The organism is Amycolatopsis sp. NPDC048633 (genome assembly GCF_040650695.1).
GTDB lineage: Bacteria > Actinomycetota > Actinomycetes > Mycobacteriales > Pseudonocardiaceae > Amycolatopsis.
This window is the reverse complement of sequence record NZ_JBEZHS010000011.1, coordinates 154,631-169,793: the sequence shown is the minus strand read 5'-3', so window position 1 is coordinate 169,793 and position 15,163 is coordinate 154,631. Positions and strand designations below refer to the sequence as shown.

Genomic DNA, 15,163 nt, shown 5'->3' with positions numbered 1-15,163 from the left:
TCTCCCTCGCTAGCCCTGACCCCCGAGCATAGCCGCCTCACGCGGCCCCCTTGCCCGCTTTCACCGGCATGGCGAGCTGTACTTCGGTGCCCTCCCCCGGCGCGGTGCGCACCTTGCACGTGCCGCCGTGCCGGGTCATCCGGCCGCGGATCGAGTCGGCGAGCCCGTGGCGGTCGTCCGGGACGAGGTCGGGGTCGAAGCCCTTGCCGCGGTCGCGGACGAACACCGTCACCGCCGTCGGCTCGACCTCGGCGAAGACGCTGACCTCCTCGACGCCCGCGTGCTTGGCGGCGTTGACGATCGCTTCGCGCGCGGCCTGGACCAGCGCCACCAGCGAGTCGTCCAGCTCGGCGTCGCCGACGACGACCTGGCCGACGGAGATCGCGAACGTGTCCTCGACCTCGCCGCACGCCGTCGCGAGCGCTTCGGACAGCTGCCCGGTGGCCGCGGTTTCCTCGGTCTTCTCGGCCGGCTTGCCGTAGCCGTTCGGGCCGTAGAGCCAGCCGCGCAGCTCGCGTTCCTGGCTGCGGGCCAGCCGCGCGACCTCGCGCGGCTGCTCGCTCTGCTTCTGGATCAGCGCGAGCGTCTGCAGGACGGAGTCGTGCAGGTGCGCGGCGATCTCGGCGCGTTCGTCGGTGCGGATGCGGGCCTTGCGCTCGTCGGACAGGTCCCGGACCAGCCGCAGCCAGAACGGGATGGTCAGGACGGCGACGCCGATCAGCGTCGCGATGACGGCGATCAGGGCGAACTGGACCTGGTCGAGGCTGCCGCTGCGGAGTGCGACGACGCCGATGCCGGTGATCACCAGCGCGACGCCGGCGACGATCCGGATCGCGGCCGACCAGCCGCCCCCGCCGAGGAAGGCACCCGCGAAACCGTCCTTCGCGCCGACCCGCCAGCGGCGGCGCTGCGACTCGTCGGCTTCGCGCCAGACGACCGCGAGGCCGATCATCGCGATGGCGAGCGGCACGGCGACCCAGCCGCTGATGAACCCGGTGAGCGTCCCGCTGGCGACGGCGAGGCCGACACCGAGCGCGATCAGGCCGAACGCCTGCTGGCGCTCCTTCGACGTCGGTGCCTTCGCGGTTTCTTCGGTCTGCTGCTGGACGAAGACCCAGAGGAGCCCGTAGGCGAGCAGGCCGGCCCCGTTCAGGGCGGCGAGCAGCGCGAAGGCCGTCCGCACCCAGAGGACGGGCACCCCGAGGTGGTCGGCGAGCCCACCGGCGACCCCGGCGATCGCCCGTCCGGACCGGCGCCGGAACATCTTGGGCTTGTCCGGGATGGCCACCTGGTCGGTGGCGACGTGGTCGAGGGCTTCCTGCACGTGGTCCATGGTCACACGCAGGGGCGTGGGGTTCCATCGGGGAAGTCCCTGATCCGGTTCCGCGCCCCGGAACCCACCTCCGGGAAACCTCAGGGACCATCCCGGATGTCCGCCGATCCCGCGTGCCGCATGCTCTTCGGTATGAGTGGTGCGAGTGAGACACGGGCACCGAAGCCGAGTCCGTTGAACGGCTTCGAGGAGACCGTCAAGGACTTCTGGGTCAGCAGGCCGCGGCGGCCGCACGCCGGGCGGAAGGTGGCCGGCGTGGCCGCCGCCATCGGGTACCGGTACGGGATCGATCCCGTCGTCGTGCGGATCGCCCTGGTGGTCGCGACGATCTTCGGCGGCTTCGGCGTTCCCTTCTACCTGCTGGGCTGGCTCTTCCTGCCGGGCGAGAGCGACGAGGTGTCCGGCTTCGAGAGCCTGATCGGGCGCGGCCGGTCGTCGGTGTCGCCGGCCTTCGCCGTCGTGCTGAGCGTCCTCACGGTCGTCAGCGTCGGGGGCAGCTTCAGCGGCTCGTGGTTCGACGGCGGCGCCCTCATCAGCTTCGCCCTCATCGCCATCGCGCTCTACCTGCTGCACCGCAGCCGCGGCCAGGAGAACCGGCCCGCCCCGGTCGTCTCGCGGGCGCAGTCGACCGCCTTCACCGGGAACGGAGCCTTCACCATGACCGACACCGCGACCGCGGCGGCGGAGACGAAGCCGGGCTGGGACCCGCTCGCCGCCGACCCGGCCGGCTGGGACCTGCCCGAGCCGCCGTCCTCGCAGCTGCCGCCTCCCGCGCCGCCGACGTACCAGCGGCCTGAGCGGCGCCGGAACTCGAAGGTGGGCTCGGCGACCTTCGCGGTCGCCGTGCTGACCGCCGGTGGCGGCGTGCTGGCGAACCTCAACGGCGCGAGCTGGTTCTCCGCGCAGCACATCATCGGCCTGGTGCTCGGCGTGGTCGGGATCGGCCTGGTCACCGGGGCGTTCGCCCGCGGCGGGCGCGGCCTGATCGGGCTCGCCGTCCCGCTGGCGATCGCCGGGATGGTCCTGACGACCGCGCCGTTCGAGAACTTCGACTTCCGCGGCGGCGCCGGCGACCGCACGTGGACCCCGCACTCCGTGACCGACGTGCAGCCGCTCTACCAGCACGCGGCGGGCGACCTCGACCTCGACCTGACCAAGCTGCCGGCCGGCAGCTCGCCGATCACCACCAACGTGGTCAACGGCGCGGGCGACACCACGGTCATCGTGCCGGAAACGGCGGACGTCACCTTCGACTGCCACACCGGCGCCGGCTCGACCGAGTGCTTCGACCGCTCGTCCGACGGCATCAGCCAGGACTCGCTGACCGGGACCGACTACGGCACCGACGGCCCCGGCGGCCAGAAGATCACCCTGCACGTGAAGAACAGCGTGGGCAACGTGGAGGTGCGCCGTGGCTGACCAGAACCCTTACGCCTACGACAATGTGACGGAGACCCAGCCGCCGGCGAAGCGCGGCGGGCTGGACGTCTTCACCCTGATCGTCGGGGTCGCGACGCTGCTCGTGTCGGCCTACGTCCTCTCGGACGGCGCGAGCTGGCTGCCCCAGTTCGACTTCCGCTGGGTGATCGCCGGCGGCGCGGTGTTCGTGGGGCTGCTGCTCCTGGGCGCGTCGTTCGGCAGCAAACGCCGGCGCTGAGCCGAAGTCACCACTCACTCTCGAGGCCCCGGATCCCACGCCGGGGCCTCGAGTCCGTCTGGGGACTTACTCCCACTCGATGGTGCCCGGCGGCTTGGACGTCACGTCCAGGACCACCCGGTTGACCTCCGCGACCTCGTTGGTGATGCGGGTCGAGATCCGCTCGAGGACCTCGTACGGCAGGCGCGTCCAGTCCGCCGTCATGGCGTCCTCGGACGACACCGGGCGCAGCACGATCGGGTGGCCGTAGGTCCGGCCGTCACCCTGGACGCCGACGCTGCGGACGTCCGCGAGCAGCACCACCGGGCACTGCCAGATGCTGCGGTCCAGCCCGGCCGCCGTCAGCTCCTCACGGGCGATCAGGTCGGCCGCGCGCAGGGTCTCGAGGCGCTCGGCGTCGACCGCGCCGATGATGCGGATGCCCAGGCCGGGGCCGGGGAACGGCTGGCGCTGGACGATCGTCTCCGGCAGGCCCAGCTCCGTGCCGACCTTGCGGACCTCGTCCTTGAACAGCAGCCGCAGCGGCTCGACCAGCTCGAACTGCAGGTCGTCCGGCAGGCCGCCGACGTTGTGGTGGCTCTTGATGTTGGCCGTGCCCTCGCCGCCGCCGGACTCGACGACGTCCGGGTACAGCGTGCCCTGGACGAGGAAGCGGTAGTCGCCCTTCGCCTTGAGGTCACGCTCGGCCTGCTCGAAGACGCGGATGAACTCGCGGCCGATGATCTTGCGCTTCTGCTCCGGGTCGGTGACGCCGGCGAGCGCGTCGAGGAACCGCTCGCGCGCGTCGACGGTGACCAGGTTGACGCCGGTGGCGGCGACGAAGTCACGCTCGACCTGGGTGCGCTCCCCCGCACGCAGCAGGCCGTGGTCGACGAACACACACGTCAGCCGGTCCCCGATGGCGCGCTGCACCAGCGCGGCCGCGACGGCGGAGTCGACGCCGCCAGAGAGGCCGCAGATCGCGCGGCCGTCGCCGACCTGGTCGGTGATCCGCTGGACCTGCTCCTCGACGATCGACGACGTCGTCCACTGCGGCTTGATGCCCGCGATGTCGTGCAGGAAGCGGCGCAGCACCTCCTGGCCGTGCGGCGAGTGCGCGACCTCCGGGTGGTACTGGACGCCGGCGAAGCCGCGCTCGACGTCTTCGAAGCCGGCGACCTCGGCGCCGTCGGAGGAGGCCGTGACGACCGAACCCTCCGGGGCCTTGGTGACGCTGTCGTTGTGGCTCATCCAGGCGGGCTGGGTCGCGGGCAGGCCGGCGTGCAGGACACCGCCGTCACCCGTCACGCGGACCTCGGTGCGGCCGAACTCGCGGACGCCGGTCGGCTCGACGACGCCGCCGAGCGCGCTGGCCAGCAGCTGGTGGCCGTAGCAGATGCCGAGCATCGGCACGCCGGCTTCGGTGAGCTTCGGGTCCATGCCCGGGGCGCCTTCGGCGTACACGCTCGAGGGGCCGCCGGAGAGGATGATGGCCGCGGGGTTCTTCGCGAGGATCTCCTCGACGGACGCGCTGTGCGGCACGACCTCCGAGTAGATCTGCGCCTCGCGGACGCGCCGGGCGATCAGCTGCGCGTACTGCGCCCCGAAGTCCACGACGAGAACCGGACCGGTGGGGTTGGGCACCTGGAGACCTCCTGGCAGCGGCGGGATTCCCCTCCATCGTCCCAGGTGGGCTGGGTCACCCGGGATTCAGGGCCGCACCTGTCCTCGATCGGTCCTACGGTGCGCGGTATGGCTGTGAACTGGACGAAGGAACTGACCGACCAGCTGGACTTCCACTGGACCGCGCTGGTGCGTCCGAAGCTCGAAGGACTCACCGACGACGAATACCTCTGGGAGCCGGTCGCGGACTGCTGGACCGTGCGGCCGCGCAAGTCCGACGACGAACCCGGCACGGGCCCGTTCACCATCGACTTCGCCTTCCCGGAGCCGACCCCGCCGCCGGTCACGACGATCGCGTGGCGACTCAACCACATCCTCGTCGGCGTCCTGGGGATGCGGATCGCGTCGCACTTCGGCGGCCCCGCCATGACCTACGACGACTACCCGTACCCGGGCACCGCGGCCGAGGCGCTCGACCTGCTGGACGAGTACTACGCCCGGTGGCTCGAAGGGGTGAAATCCCTCGACGACGACGCGCTCGCGAGGCCGTGCGGCCCGGCGGAAGGCCCGTACGCGGAGTACCCGATGGCGACGCTGGTGCTGCACATCCACCGCGAGATGATCCACCACTGCGCCGAAGTCCTGCTGCTGCGCGATCTCCACCGCGGCAGGTGATCTGTAACACCGAGTCATCATCGGCCCGATTCACCGGGTATCGAGGATGGCTCCGACCGGGGCCGCCGCGCCGAGGGGACCGCGCATGCTCTACCGACTCCGGCCGCCGAGTCGTCTGACCTGGTGTGACGTGCCCGGGTACGCGGTCTGCCGCGCCGACGACCAGCCCCAGCCCGACTGGGAACGGCTGTCGTGGGTGCCCGCCGAAACGCGTGCGTTCAGCAGCGATCTTCTGCGGATCGCCGTCCGGTGCGGCGTGCGCTCGGGTGGCGGGATCGTCCTCGACGCCCGGCACACCGAGGACCTGGGCCGGGCCGACGAGCTGCGGTGCGACCGGATCGCCGCCGCCCAGGCCCGGGCGGAGCAGCTGGTCGGGGTGCCGGGCTCGAACGCCCGGCGGGAAGAGCAGGAGTGGGACCACACCGAGGAAGCGGCTCGCCGGGCCGAAGCGGACCTCGCCGAGATCCTCGCGCTGCCCGTGCAGCCGCACCTGGTCGCGCACTGGATCCGGCTCGGCGGCCACTACCCGGACTGAAGGACGTCCTGAGCTGCAGCACAGTGTGCTAACCCTGTTTCCCACTCACGACCGGCCGCGGGCGCAGCAGGAAGCCCAGCGCCATCCCCAGCAGGCACGGGAGGCCGTGGTTGTCGTGGACGACCGTGTCGGCCACCGCCAGCACCGGCACCGCGAACGCCATGACCCGGAACTGCACCGGCAGCACCACGCCGTAGCGGCGGGACGCCACCATGACCACGGCCGCCAGCGCGCCGATCAGGCCGGCGACGCACATCGAGTTGCCCGCCCCGACCGGGTTGAGCCACACGTAGCTCATGAACTGCCCGAAGAGCCCGCAGCCGAAGTAGAGCGCGAGCCAGCGCCCACGGCCGAAAACGCGCTCCGCGAGCGTGCCGAACACCGCCAGCCAGAGCAGGTTCGAGACCAGGCCGAAGGCCCAGCCGTCCTGGAAGAACATCCCCGTGACCAGGCGGTACCACTCGCCGTCGTTGATGCGCGCCGCGTCGCGGACGACCGCGTCGTAGAGCGGCCGGTGCACCAGCTGCGCGATCCCGCACCCCAGCGTCACGAGGAACACCGAGGCCGTGACGAGCGGGAGTCGCGGGCCCGTCGCGAGGGCCCCGAACGGGTTGCGGGATGCGGTACGCGTGGTCATGGACGAAAATCTAGGCGCGACAGCGGCGCCGCACCCCCGACGTTTGTCACGTTCCACCCAGGAAAGGCCCTTGCATGCGAGCGACAGTCATCTACGGCGCCGGCGACGTCCGGGTCGAGACCGTTCCCGACCCGGAGCTGGTGGAGCCGACCGACGTCGTCCTGCGGGTCGTGCGGTCCTGCATCTGCGGCAGTGACCTCTGGCCCTACGCCGACATGAAGCCGAGCGAGCGCGGGCGCCGGATCGGCCACGAGTTCCTCGGGATCGTCGAGGAGGCCGGCGCCGACGTCACCACCGTCAAGAAGGGCGACCTCGCCGTCGCGCCGTTCGTCTGGTCCGACAACACCTGCGAGTTCTGCCGCGAAGGCCTCCAGACGTCCTGCCTGCACGGCGGGGGCTGGGGCGCGAAGGGCGTCGACGGCGGCCAGGGCGAGGCCGTGCGCGTGCCGCAGGCCGACGGGACGCTGGTCAAGCTCCCGCACACCGAGGACGAAGACCTGCTCGCGTCGATGCTGACCCTGTCCGACGTCTTCTCCACCGGCCACCACGCCGCGGTGAAGGCGCGGGTGAGCGAGGGCCAGAACGTCACCGTCATCGGCGACGGCGCCGTCGGGCTTTCCGCCGTCCTCGCGGCGAAGCGCCTCGGCGCCGACCGGGTCGTCCTCATGGGCCGCCACCAGGCTCGCACCGATCTCGGCCGCGAGTTCGGCGCGACCGACGTCGTCGCCGAGCGCGGCGAGGAGGGCGTCGAGAAGGTGCGCGAGCTGACGAACGGGCAGGGCACGCACGCCGTCCTCGAGTGCGTCGGCACCAAAGGTGCCTTCGAGATGGGCGTCGGGGTCGTGCGCGCGGGCGGCGCGGTCAGCCGGGTCGGCCTGCCGCAGTACGAAGAGGGCCCGATCGGCGTGTCGGTGTTCCGCCGCAACGTCACCGTCACCGGCGGGGTCGCCCCGGCGCGGCACTACATCCCCGAGCTGCTCCCGGACGTCCTCGACGGCAAGTACCAGCCCGGTCGCGTCTTCGACCGCACGATCGACGTCGAGGGCGTGCCGGCCGGCTACCGCGCCATGGCGGACCGCGAGGCGCTGAAGGTCCTCATCAAGCCGTGACCCGTCCGGGTGGGGGTCCCGCGGCGCGCCACCCACCCGGATTACGTTGGTACGCATGGACATGATCACCCCCGAGCCGCGCCCCGCCTGGATCGCCGGCCGCCCGGAGCCGGGCGCCACCACTTTCGTCGTGCACCACCCGTACGACGGCAGCGAGGTCGCCACGGTCGCCGTGCCGGGGCCGGAGCAGGTCGAGCGCGCGGTCGCCGCCGCGGTGTCGGTCGCCAAGGAGCTGCGCAGCACCCCCGCGCACGTCCGCGCCGGCGCGCTCGAGCACGTCTCGCGCGTGCTCGCCGGGCGCGCCGAGGAGATCGCCGAGGTGATCACGGCCGAGAACGGCAAGCCGCTCAAGTGGGCCGAGGCCGAGGTCAAGCGGGCGGTGTCGGTGTTCCGCATCGCCGCCGAGGAGGCCCGCCGGTTCAGCGGCGACGTCCAGCGCCTCGACACCGACCCGGCGGGCGAGGCGCGGCTGGCGCTGACCCGCCGCGTGCCGCGCGGGCCGGTGCTCGGCATCGCGCCGTTCAACTTCCCGCTCAACCTGGTGGCCCACAAGGTCGCGCCATCACTCGCGATCGGTGCGCCGATCATCGTCAAGCCGGCTCCGCGGACGCCGTTGTCGGCGCTGGTCCTCGGCGAGATCCTGGCCGAGACGGACCTGCCGGAGGGGTCGTTTTCCGTGCTGCCGCTGGGAAACGACGAGACGAAGGCCCTCGTCGCCGACCCGCGGCTGCCCGTCGTGTCGTTCACCGGCTCGGGGCCGGTCGGCTGGTCGCTCAAGGACGCCGCGCCGCGCAAGCACGTCGTGCTGGAGCTCGGCGGCAACGCGGCGGCCGTCGTGCTGCGCGACTGGCCCGACCCCGAAGGCGCCGCGCACCGCATCGCCACCTTCGGCAACTACCAGGCCGGGCAGTCCTGCATCGCCGTGCAGCGGGTGATCGTGGACGCCGCCATCGCGGACGAGTTCGTCCCCGCGCTGGTGGAGGCCGTCGAATCGCAGCGGACCGGCGACCCGTACGACCGCAACACCGACGTCGGCCCGGTCGTCGACGAAGCCGCCGCCGAGCGGATCGTCGCGTGGGTCAACGACGCCGTCGTCGCGGGCGCGAAGCTGCTCACCGGCGGCACCCGCGACGGCGCGACCGTGGCTCCGACCCTGCTCACCGACGTCCCGCCGGACACGAAGGCCTGGGCGCAAGAGATCTTCGGCCCGGTGCTCGCGGTGTCCGTTGTGGACGGTGTGGACGAGGCCTTCCGCTCGGTCAACGAATCCGCGTACGGCCTGCAGGCCGGCGTCTTCACCACCGACGTCCAGCTGGCGTTCCACGCGTCGGCGGAGCTCGAGGTCGGCGGCGTCATCATCGGCGACGTCCCGTCCTACCGCGCGGACCAGATGCCCTACGGAGGTGTGAAGGGCTCCGGCGTAGGCCGCGAAGGCGTGCTCGCGGCCATGCACGACCTGACGGAGGAGCGCGTCACGGTCTTCACCGGCATCGACCTCTAGGCGACGACGCTCTGCCCGAACCGGAAGACGTTGTAGGGGTCGTACTTCTTCGCGATGTCCTGCAGCCGTTTGACGTTGTCGCCGTAGTAGGCGGCCTTCCACTCGGGCAGGGCGGGGTCGATGTAGTTGACGTACCCGCCGCCCGCGCCGGCCGCCGCCAGGCCCGTGACGACGTCACCGACCGACTGCGCCACCTTCGCCCGGGTCTTCGCCGTCGCGGGCGCGTAGATCTGCACGCTGGCCAGCGCGTCGCGGTGCCAGAACGCCGTCGCGTTCTTCGCCGGCTCGGCGACCTTGCCGCCGAGGCCGTCGATGAGCAGGTCCATCCCCGCCCGGCCGTCGGCGAGGGCGACGACCTTCGCCGGGTCGACCGGGCTCGTGATGATCCGCGACGACGCGACGAACGACTGCCGGGCCGAACTGCCGGAGAAGTAGTTCATGGCACCGAGGTAGTCCAGGCTCTTCACGGTCCGCTGCGTGGGCCGCGCGCCGGCGTTGGTGGTGAGGTTGTTCAGCAGCGTGTTCAGCGCGGGCGCGTTGCCGACGTAGCAGCCGCCCACCCGGCACTGGACCGGCGAGCCGCCGGAGATCACGATGTTCGCCCACAGCTCCGGCGGCTGCGCGGCGATCCACTCCTGCCACGCGCCGAGCACGCCGGCCGCGGAACCGGACGGGAAGTGCAGCGAGAACACCGTCAGGTTGGGCGCGGGATCGGTGTCGAAGGTGAACTCGGTGACGATGCCGAAGTTGCCGCCGCCCCCGCCGCGCAGGGCCCAGAACAGGTCCGGCTCGGAGCTCGCGGACGCCGTCACCAGCTTGCCGTCGGCCGTGACGACCTGGGCGGAGCTCAGGTGGTCGCAGGTCAGGCCGTACTTGCGGGAGAGCACGCCGATGCCGCCGCCGAGGGTCAGCCCGGCGATCCCGACCGTCGGGCAGGAGCCGGCGGGCAGCGCACGGCCGGCCTGCGCCAGGCCGGCGTAGACGTCCTTCAGCTTCGCGCCGGCGCCGATGACGGCCTGGGTGCCCCGGATGTCCACTTTGTTCATCCCGGCCACGTCGATGACGAGCCCGCTCTCGGGCACCGAGTAGCCGGCGTAGCAGTGACCGCCGCTGCGCGCGGCGAGCGTCACGCGCCCGGCGGCGGCCTGGACGCAGGCCTGGACGTCCTCGGGGCTCGACGTCACGGCCACGGCGACCGGGTTGTTGCCGTCGAAGAGCGGGTTGAAGGCGCGCTTGGCGGTGCCGTAGCCGTCGCCGCCCGGGCGCACCAGGCCGCCGGCCAGCTTGGTGCGCAGGTCGTCCCAGTTCGGCGGTCCGGTGGGCGGCCGGGACGGGGGCGGCCCGGACGTGGTCGGCGGCGGCGCGCTCGGCGAAGTGACGGGCGGCGCCGAGGGATTGCCCGTCCCGCACGCGGCGGCGACGGCACCGGCCGCCGACACGCCCGCGACGCGGAGGAACGCCCTTCGGTCCAGGTGGTCGGGGACGTGTGGCCGTCCGGCGGGTTGCCCGGTCACCGGGCCGGCCTGCTCACGCTGTCCACATCGGACTCCTCGCTGCGGGGGACGCCCAGCTTAGGGCCGGCCCCGGCTTTCCGCGCCCCTGATCGGTACACGGAGGACGGTCGCGGTCAGTTCACGAGCACTTCACGACCAGGCGGGGATCCGCGGCACGTCGCCGTCGAGGGCCTCGCCGCCGGAGCGGCCGCTCAGCCAGGCCAGGAGCTGTCCGCTCGTACCGGTGACCGTCGCGCCGGGGACGGCGCCCATCGTCCACTCCCCGGTTCCCTCGGCGACCAGGCGCAGAGCGGGCAGGTGCGCGCTCCGGGAGGTGATCGCGTGCTGGACGACCTCCCCGGCGAGCGGGCCGAGCAGACCCAGGACGCGGTCGAGGTCGTAGCCCCGGTCGAGGTCGGCGAGGTGGATGGTCAGCTCGGACACCCGCATCCGCGCGACGACGGTCCCGCTGACGGGCGCGCCCTGCCGGTTGCGGGCCTCCCGCGCCCAGGCGTCGTCCGGCAGGCCGGCGGCGTACTCCTCGAAGCGCGCCGCCGAAGCGACGAAGTCGGCGAGGATGTCGGCGGCCCCGCGCTGGGCCCCGGCCTCGATGTCGGCTTCGCGGGCCTCGGGGCTGGCGTACATCGGCGTCTCGGCCCCGGTGTTCGCCCAGGTCAGCAGATTGCGCAGCCCATCGGCGTTGCGCGCGACGTGCGCGAGAACGTGGGCGCGCGACCAGCCGGGCAACGCGCTGGGGGCGCGCAGCTCGGGTTCGCCGAGGCCACCGATGGCCCGCGCCCATTCGTCATCGAGTTTCCGTACCCCGTCGAGCAGCGCGTGCGCCTTCTCGGATGCCGTCGTCACGGCCCCGAGTCTAGGACCGCCGCAGCGCGGCCGGGGCGTCCGCCGGGACCGCGGGGTTCTTCGGCGCCACCGGCTCCAGCCGGACGTACGACGCGTCCTGCGAAGGCCGCAGGTCCGGCTCCCCCTTGTTCGGCCAGAAGGAGAACGCCCGCTCGGCCTGGGCCGTGATCGTCAACGACGGGTTCACGCCCAGGTTGGCCGTGATCGCCGCGCCGTCGACCACCGACAGGCCCGGGTAGCCGAACACCCGGTGGTACGGGTCGATGACCCCCTCCTCGGCCGTCGCGCCGATCGGGACGCCGCCGATGAAGTGGGCGGTCAGCGGGATGTCGAAGATCTCGCCCCACGTGCCGCCCGCGATGCCGCCGATGCGGTCCGCCGTGCGCTCGTTCGCCTCGTGGCCCGCCGGGATGAAGCTCGGGTTCGGCTCGCCGTGGCCCTGCTTCGACGTGTACTTGCGCCGGCCGAACAGCCCGCGCTTCGTGTACGTCGTGATCGAGTTGTCGAGGCTCTGCATCACCAGCAGGATCACCGTGCGCTCGCTCCAGCGGTAGCCGTTGAGCAGCTTCGCCGTCTGGACCGGGTGCTTGACCATGAAGCTGACGGCCTGCCGCCAGCGCGGGACCGGCGACGCCCCGTCGGTCGCGATCGTCTGCAGCAGGCTCATCGCGTTGCTGCCCTTGCCGTACCGCACGGGCTCGATGTGGGTGTTCTGGTCCGGGTGGATCGACGACGTGATCGCGACGCCGCGGCTGAAGTTGCGGCTCTCGTCGACGTCGGTCCGGGCCGCGCCGATGATCGCCTCGGAGTTCGTCCGGGTCAGCTCGCCGAGCCGGCGCGAGAGCGCGGGCAGCGTGCCGGTGTCCTTCAGCGTGTGCAGCAGATTCTGCGTGCCCCAGGTACCGGCGGCGAAGACGACCTTCTCGGCGGTGATGGTGGTCCGGAAGCGCTTGGACGTCGTCCCGGTCTTCTTCAACGAGACCTCGTAGCCGCCGTCGAAGGGCGTCACGGACGTCACCGTGGTGAGCGGGATGACCTTCGCGCCGTCCTGCTCCGCGAGGTAGAGGTAGTTCTTGACCAGCGTGTTCTTCGCGCCGACGCGGCAGCCGGTCATGCACGCGCCGCATTCGGTGCAGCCGACCCGCTCGGGCCCGGCGCCGCCGAAGAACGGGTCCTGAGCCCGCTCCCCCGGCTTCCCGAAGTAGACGCCGACGGGCGTCGGGTGGAAGGAATCGGCGACGCCCATGTCCTTCGCGACGTCGCGCATCACGACGTCCGAGGGCGTGATCGTCGGGTTCGTGACCACGCCGAGCATCCGGCTCGCCTGGTCGTAGTGCGGCGCGAGCTCGGCTTCCCAGTCGGTGATGTGCGACCACTGCCGGTCGGCGTAGAACGGCTTGAGCGGCCGGTACAGCGTGTTCGCGTAGACGAGCGACCCGCCGCCGACGCCCGCGCCCGCGAGCACCATGACGTCGTTGAGCATGTGGATGCGCTGGATCCCGTAGCAGCCGACCTGCGGTGCCCACAGGTAGCGCTTGAGGTCCCACGACGTCTTCGCGAACTCGTCGTCGGCGAACCTTCGTCCCGCCTCGACGACGGCTACGCGGTAGCCCTTTTCGGTGAGCCGCAGCGCCGCGACGCTGCCGCCGAACCCCGACCCCACCACGACGACGTCGTAGTCGAGACCATCCGCACTGGTGGTGGTGTTACTGGCAGTCACACCTTGAGCGTAACCCGGGGTTCCCGTCCTGACCAGAGGTAAGTTACCGGCCAGTCACCCGTTTTGGCGCATCCATCGAGGCGTATGTGGGTAATTATCTAAGTGCTCGATGTCCGACGCCGGCGAGACCCGTCGGCGGGACACGATTTCCGGGAGGGACCGACATGGGCCCCCAGCAGCTCACCGGTTGGCGCAAGTCGAGCCACAGCCACTTCGAGGAGAACGCCTGCGTGGAGATCGGTTCCGCGCCAGGTGCCGTCGGGGTGCGGGACACCAAACAGCCGGCGCCCCGCCCGATCCTCGTCTACTCCGAAGAGGCCTTCAGCGCGTTCCTCGCGCACGTCACCGGCGGACGGTGAGCCCCACCCGCTGGAACTCCTTGAGGTCCGAGTAGCCCGTCTTCGCCATCGCGCGGCGGAGCGCCCCGAAGAGGTTCACCACACCTTCCGCGTCGGACGACGGCCCGAACAGCAGGGTCTTGAGGTCGACGGCGTAGTCCGGCCCGGCTGCCACGCGTGAGCGCGGCAGCGACGGGTGCGCGGCCGCCGCCGTCCAGTAGAGGCCCTGGCCGGGCGCGTCCGACGCGGCGGCCAGCGGTGAGCCCAGCATGACGGCGTCCGCTCCGCACGCGATGGCCTTGGCGATGTCGCCCGACACCGTCATGCCGCCGTCGGCGAGGACGTGCACGTAGCGGCCGCCGGTCTCGTCGAGGTAGTCGCGGCGGGCGGCCGCGGCGTCGATGATCGCCGTGGCCATCGGGACACCGATGCCGAGGACGCGATCGGTGCTCGTGACGCCCGGGGTGTACCCGTGGCCGACGATGACGCCGGCCGCGCCGGTGCGCATGAGGTGCATCGCCGTGCGGTAGTCGCTGACGCCGCCGGCGATCACCGGCACGTCGAGCCGGCCGATGAAGTCCTTGAGGTTCAGAGGCTCGGCTTCGCGCACCACGTGCTCGGCGGAGATGATCGTGCCCTGCACGACGAGGATCTCGACGCCGGCCGCGATCAGGTCGGGGGTCAGCTCCGCGGCGTGCTGCGGGCTGACGCGCGCGGCCACGGTGACGCCGGACTCGCGGACGGTCTTGATCGCCTCGGTCAGCAGGTCGAGCCGGATCGGCGCGGCGTGCAGCTCCTGCAGCACGCGCCCGACCGCGTTCGGGTCCTCGAGGTCCTCGGCCGCGCGGACCAGCTGGAAGATGGCGTCCTCGACGTTCGCGTGCCGCGCCCAGAGCCCTTCGGCGTTGAGCACGCCCAGGCCGCCCAGCTCGCCGACGGCGACCGCGGTGCCGGGCGAGACGATCGCGTCGGTCGGGTGCGTGACGAGCGGCAGGTCGAAGCGGTAGGCGTCGATCTGCCAGGAGGTGGACACCACCGAAGACGACCGGGTCCGCCGCGAAGGCACGATCTCGACGTCGTCGAGGTCATACGCCCGCCGCGCGGTGCGGCCCATCCCGATCTCGACCAGGTCCCGCACGTGAAGCCTCCTCCGACGACGACAATCTGCCGTGCCCCATTGTCGCTAGTCCGCGTGGGTGACCCGCGCACGGGGGTTAGAACAGCGGCAACACCGGCAGCGCGCCCACCCCGAGGCTCGCCGCGGTGGTCACCGCCGCGGCCACCGGACGGCCGCTTTCGACCGCGCCGGCCAGCGTGCCGACCAGCATCCCGCCCCCGAACAGCGTGGCCCAGAACACCAGGACGCCACTGGTGTCGGCCTCGACGCGGTCCCCGTAGACCTCGACGGCCCGCACCGTCCGCCCGACGTCGGAGATCTCCAACCGGACCGGCTGCCCGGGCGGCGCGCCGAAGCTCTTGTCGCCGCTCCAGGCCTCGAAGTGCTCGCCGGACGCCGTCCGCAGGACGAGGTGGTAGCTGGGCTCCGAACCCGACCGCCAGGTGTCCCGCGCCTCGACGACGGCTTCCACGCGCTCGACCGGACCGACCGCCTGGAGCAGCCAGAACGCCGCGAAGGTCAGCGCGGCGCCGGCGAACAGCCCGAACAGCGCGGGCACCAGAAGGCCTTTCCCGGACACGG

General features: G+C 72.1%; 15 protein-coding genes. 7 read left to right on the top strand and 8 right to left on the bottom strand.

The window, feature by feature from the left end:
* Positions 1-37: 37 nt before the first annotated feature.
* A complete protein-coding gene (locus tag AB0C38_RS21740; RefSeq protein ID WP_360675990.1) occupies positions 38-1,333 on the bottom strand; it encodes a PspC domain-containing protein in 1,296 nt (431 codons plus the stop codon).
* Between the two features lie 132 nt (positions 1,334-1,465).
* Here AB0C38_RS21740 and AB0C38_RS21735 point away from each other — a divergent pair, with 132 nt between their 5' ends.
* Positions 1,466-2,752: a PspC domain-containing protein gene (locus AB0C38_RS21735; RefSeq protein ID WP_360675987.1), complete on the top strand. Its 1,287-nt coding sequence runs from the start codon at positions 1,466-1,468 to the stop codon at positions 2,750-2,752.
* Entirely contained in the window at positions 2,745-2,990 is a 246-nt protein-coding gene (locus tag AB0C38_RS21730; protein WP_360675985.1) for a hypothetical protein, read from the top strand. The genes AB0C38_RS21735 and AB0C38_RS21730 overlap by 8 nt, the downstream gene beginning before the upstream one ends.
* 66 nt (positions 2,991-3,056) lie before the next feature.
* Here the strand turns inward: AB0C38_RS21730 and guaA are convergent, their stop codons facing one another.
* Positions 3,057-4,613 carry a glutamine-hydrolyzing GMP synthase gene (gene guaA / locus AB0C38_RS21725; protein ID WP_360675983.1) on the bottom strand — a complete coding sequence of 519 codons (1,557 nt, stop codon included), beginning with the start codon at positions 4,611-4,613 and terminating at the stop codon, positions 3,057-3,059.
* Between the two features lie 108 nt (positions 4,614-4,721).
* Here guaA and AB0C38_RS21720 point away from each other — a divergent pair, with 108 nt between their 5' ends.
* Together AB0C38_RS21720 and AB0C38_RS21715 are read left to right on the top strand one after the other, a co-directional pair.
* Entirely contained in the window at positions 4,722-5,267 is a 546-nt protein-coding gene (locus tag AB0C38_RS21720) for a DinB family protein (RefSeq protein WP_360675980.1), read from the top strand.
* An 85-nt stretch (positions 5,268-5,352) separates the two neighbouring features.
* On the top strand, positions 5,353-5,802 hold the full coding sequence (locus AB0C38_RS21715; protein WP_360675978.1) for a hypothetical protein: 450 nt from the start codon (positions 5,353-5,355) through the stop codon (positions 5,800-5,802).
* 28 nt (positions 5,803-5,830) lie between these two features.
* On the opposite strand, the gene AB0C38_RS21710 is transcribed toward AB0C38_RS21715, so the two are convergent.
* A complete protein-coding gene (locus AB0C38_RS21710) occupies positions 5,831-6,439 on the bottom strand; it encodes a rhomboid family intramembrane serine protease (RefSeq protein ID WP_360675976.1) in 609 nt (202 codons plus the stop codon).
* Positions 6,440-6,513: 74 nt separating this feature from the next.
* Here AB0C38_RS21710 and AB0C38_RS21705 point away from each other — a divergent pair, with 74 nt between their 5' ends.
* Both AB0C38_RS21705 and AB0C38_RS21700 read left to right on the top strand, forming a co-directional pair.
* Positions 6,514-7,548 (top strand): zinc-dependent alcohol dehydrogenase family protein, encoded by a 1,035-nt coding sequence (locus tag AB0C38_RS21705; RefSeq protein ID WP_360675973.1) that lies wholly within the window; start codon positions 6,514-6,516, stop codon positions 7,546-7,548.
* A gap of 55 nt (positions 7,549-7,603) precedes the next feature.
* Positions 7,604-9,049: an aldehyde dehydrogenase family protein gene (locus AB0C38_RS21700; protein ID WP_360675970.1), complete on the top strand. Its 1,446-nt coding sequence runs from the start codon at positions 7,604-7,606 to the stop codon at positions 9,047-9,049.
* Here the strand turns inward: AB0C38_RS21700 and AB0C38_RS21695 are convergent.
* The 3 genes from AB0C38_RS21695 to AB0C38_RS21685 form a co-directional block, all read right to left on the bottom strand.
* On the bottom strand, positions 9,046-10,563 hold the full coding sequence (locus tag AB0C38_RS21695) for an FAD-binding oxidoreductase (RefSeq protein ID WP_360675967.1): 1,518 nt from the start codon (positions 10,561-10,563) through the stop codon (positions 9,046-9,048). The genes AB0C38_RS21700 and AB0C38_RS21695 overlap by 4 nt on opposite strands.
* A gap of 129 nt (positions 10,564-10,692) precedes the next feature.
* Positions 10,693-11,406 carry a maleylpyruvate isomerase family mycothiol-dependent enzyme gene (locus AB0C38_RS21690; protein WP_360675964.1) on the bottom strand — a complete coding sequence of 238 codons (714 nt, stop codon included), beginning with the start codon at positions 11,404-11,406 and terminating at the stop codon, positions 10,693-10,695.
* A 10-nt stretch (positions 11,407-11,416) separates the two neighbouring features.
* Complete coding sequence (locus AB0C38_RS21685; RefSeq protein ID WP_360675961.1) at positions 11,417-13,126, bottom strand: GMC family oxidoreductase; 1,710 nt, start codon at positions 13,124-13,126, stop codon at positions 11,417-11,419.
* 164 nt (positions 13,127-13,290) lie between these two features.
* Here AB0C38_RS21685 and AB0C38_RS21680 point away from each other — a divergent pair, with 164 nt between their 5' ends.
* A complete protein-coding gene (locus AB0C38_RS21680) occupies positions 13,291-13,485 on the top strand; it encodes a DUF397 domain-containing protein (RefSeq protein ID WP_360675958.1) in 195 nt (64 codons plus the stop codon).
* On the opposite strand, the gene AB0C38_RS21675 is transcribed toward AB0C38_RS21680, so the two are convergent.
* Together AB0C38_RS21675 and AB0C38_RS21670 are read right to left on the bottom strand one after the other, a co-directional pair.
* Positions 13,469-14,602, bottom strand: coding sequence for a GuaB3 family IMP dehydrogenase-related protein (locus tag AB0C38_RS21675; protein WP_360675955.1), 1,134 nt, complete (start codon positions 14,600-14,602; stop codon positions 13,469-13,471). The two genes, AB0C38_RS21680 and AB0C38_RS21675, sit on opposite strands and share 17 nt — an antisense overlap.
* A gap of 76 nt (positions 14,603-14,678) precedes the next feature.
* Positions 14,679-15,161 (bottom strand): hypothetical protein, encoded by a 483-nt coding sequence (locus AB0C38_RS21670; RefSeq protein ID WP_360675952.1) that lies wholly within the window; start codon positions 15,159-15,161, stop codon positions 14,679-14,681.
* Between the last annotated feature and the right edge of the window lie 2 nt (positions 15,162-15,163).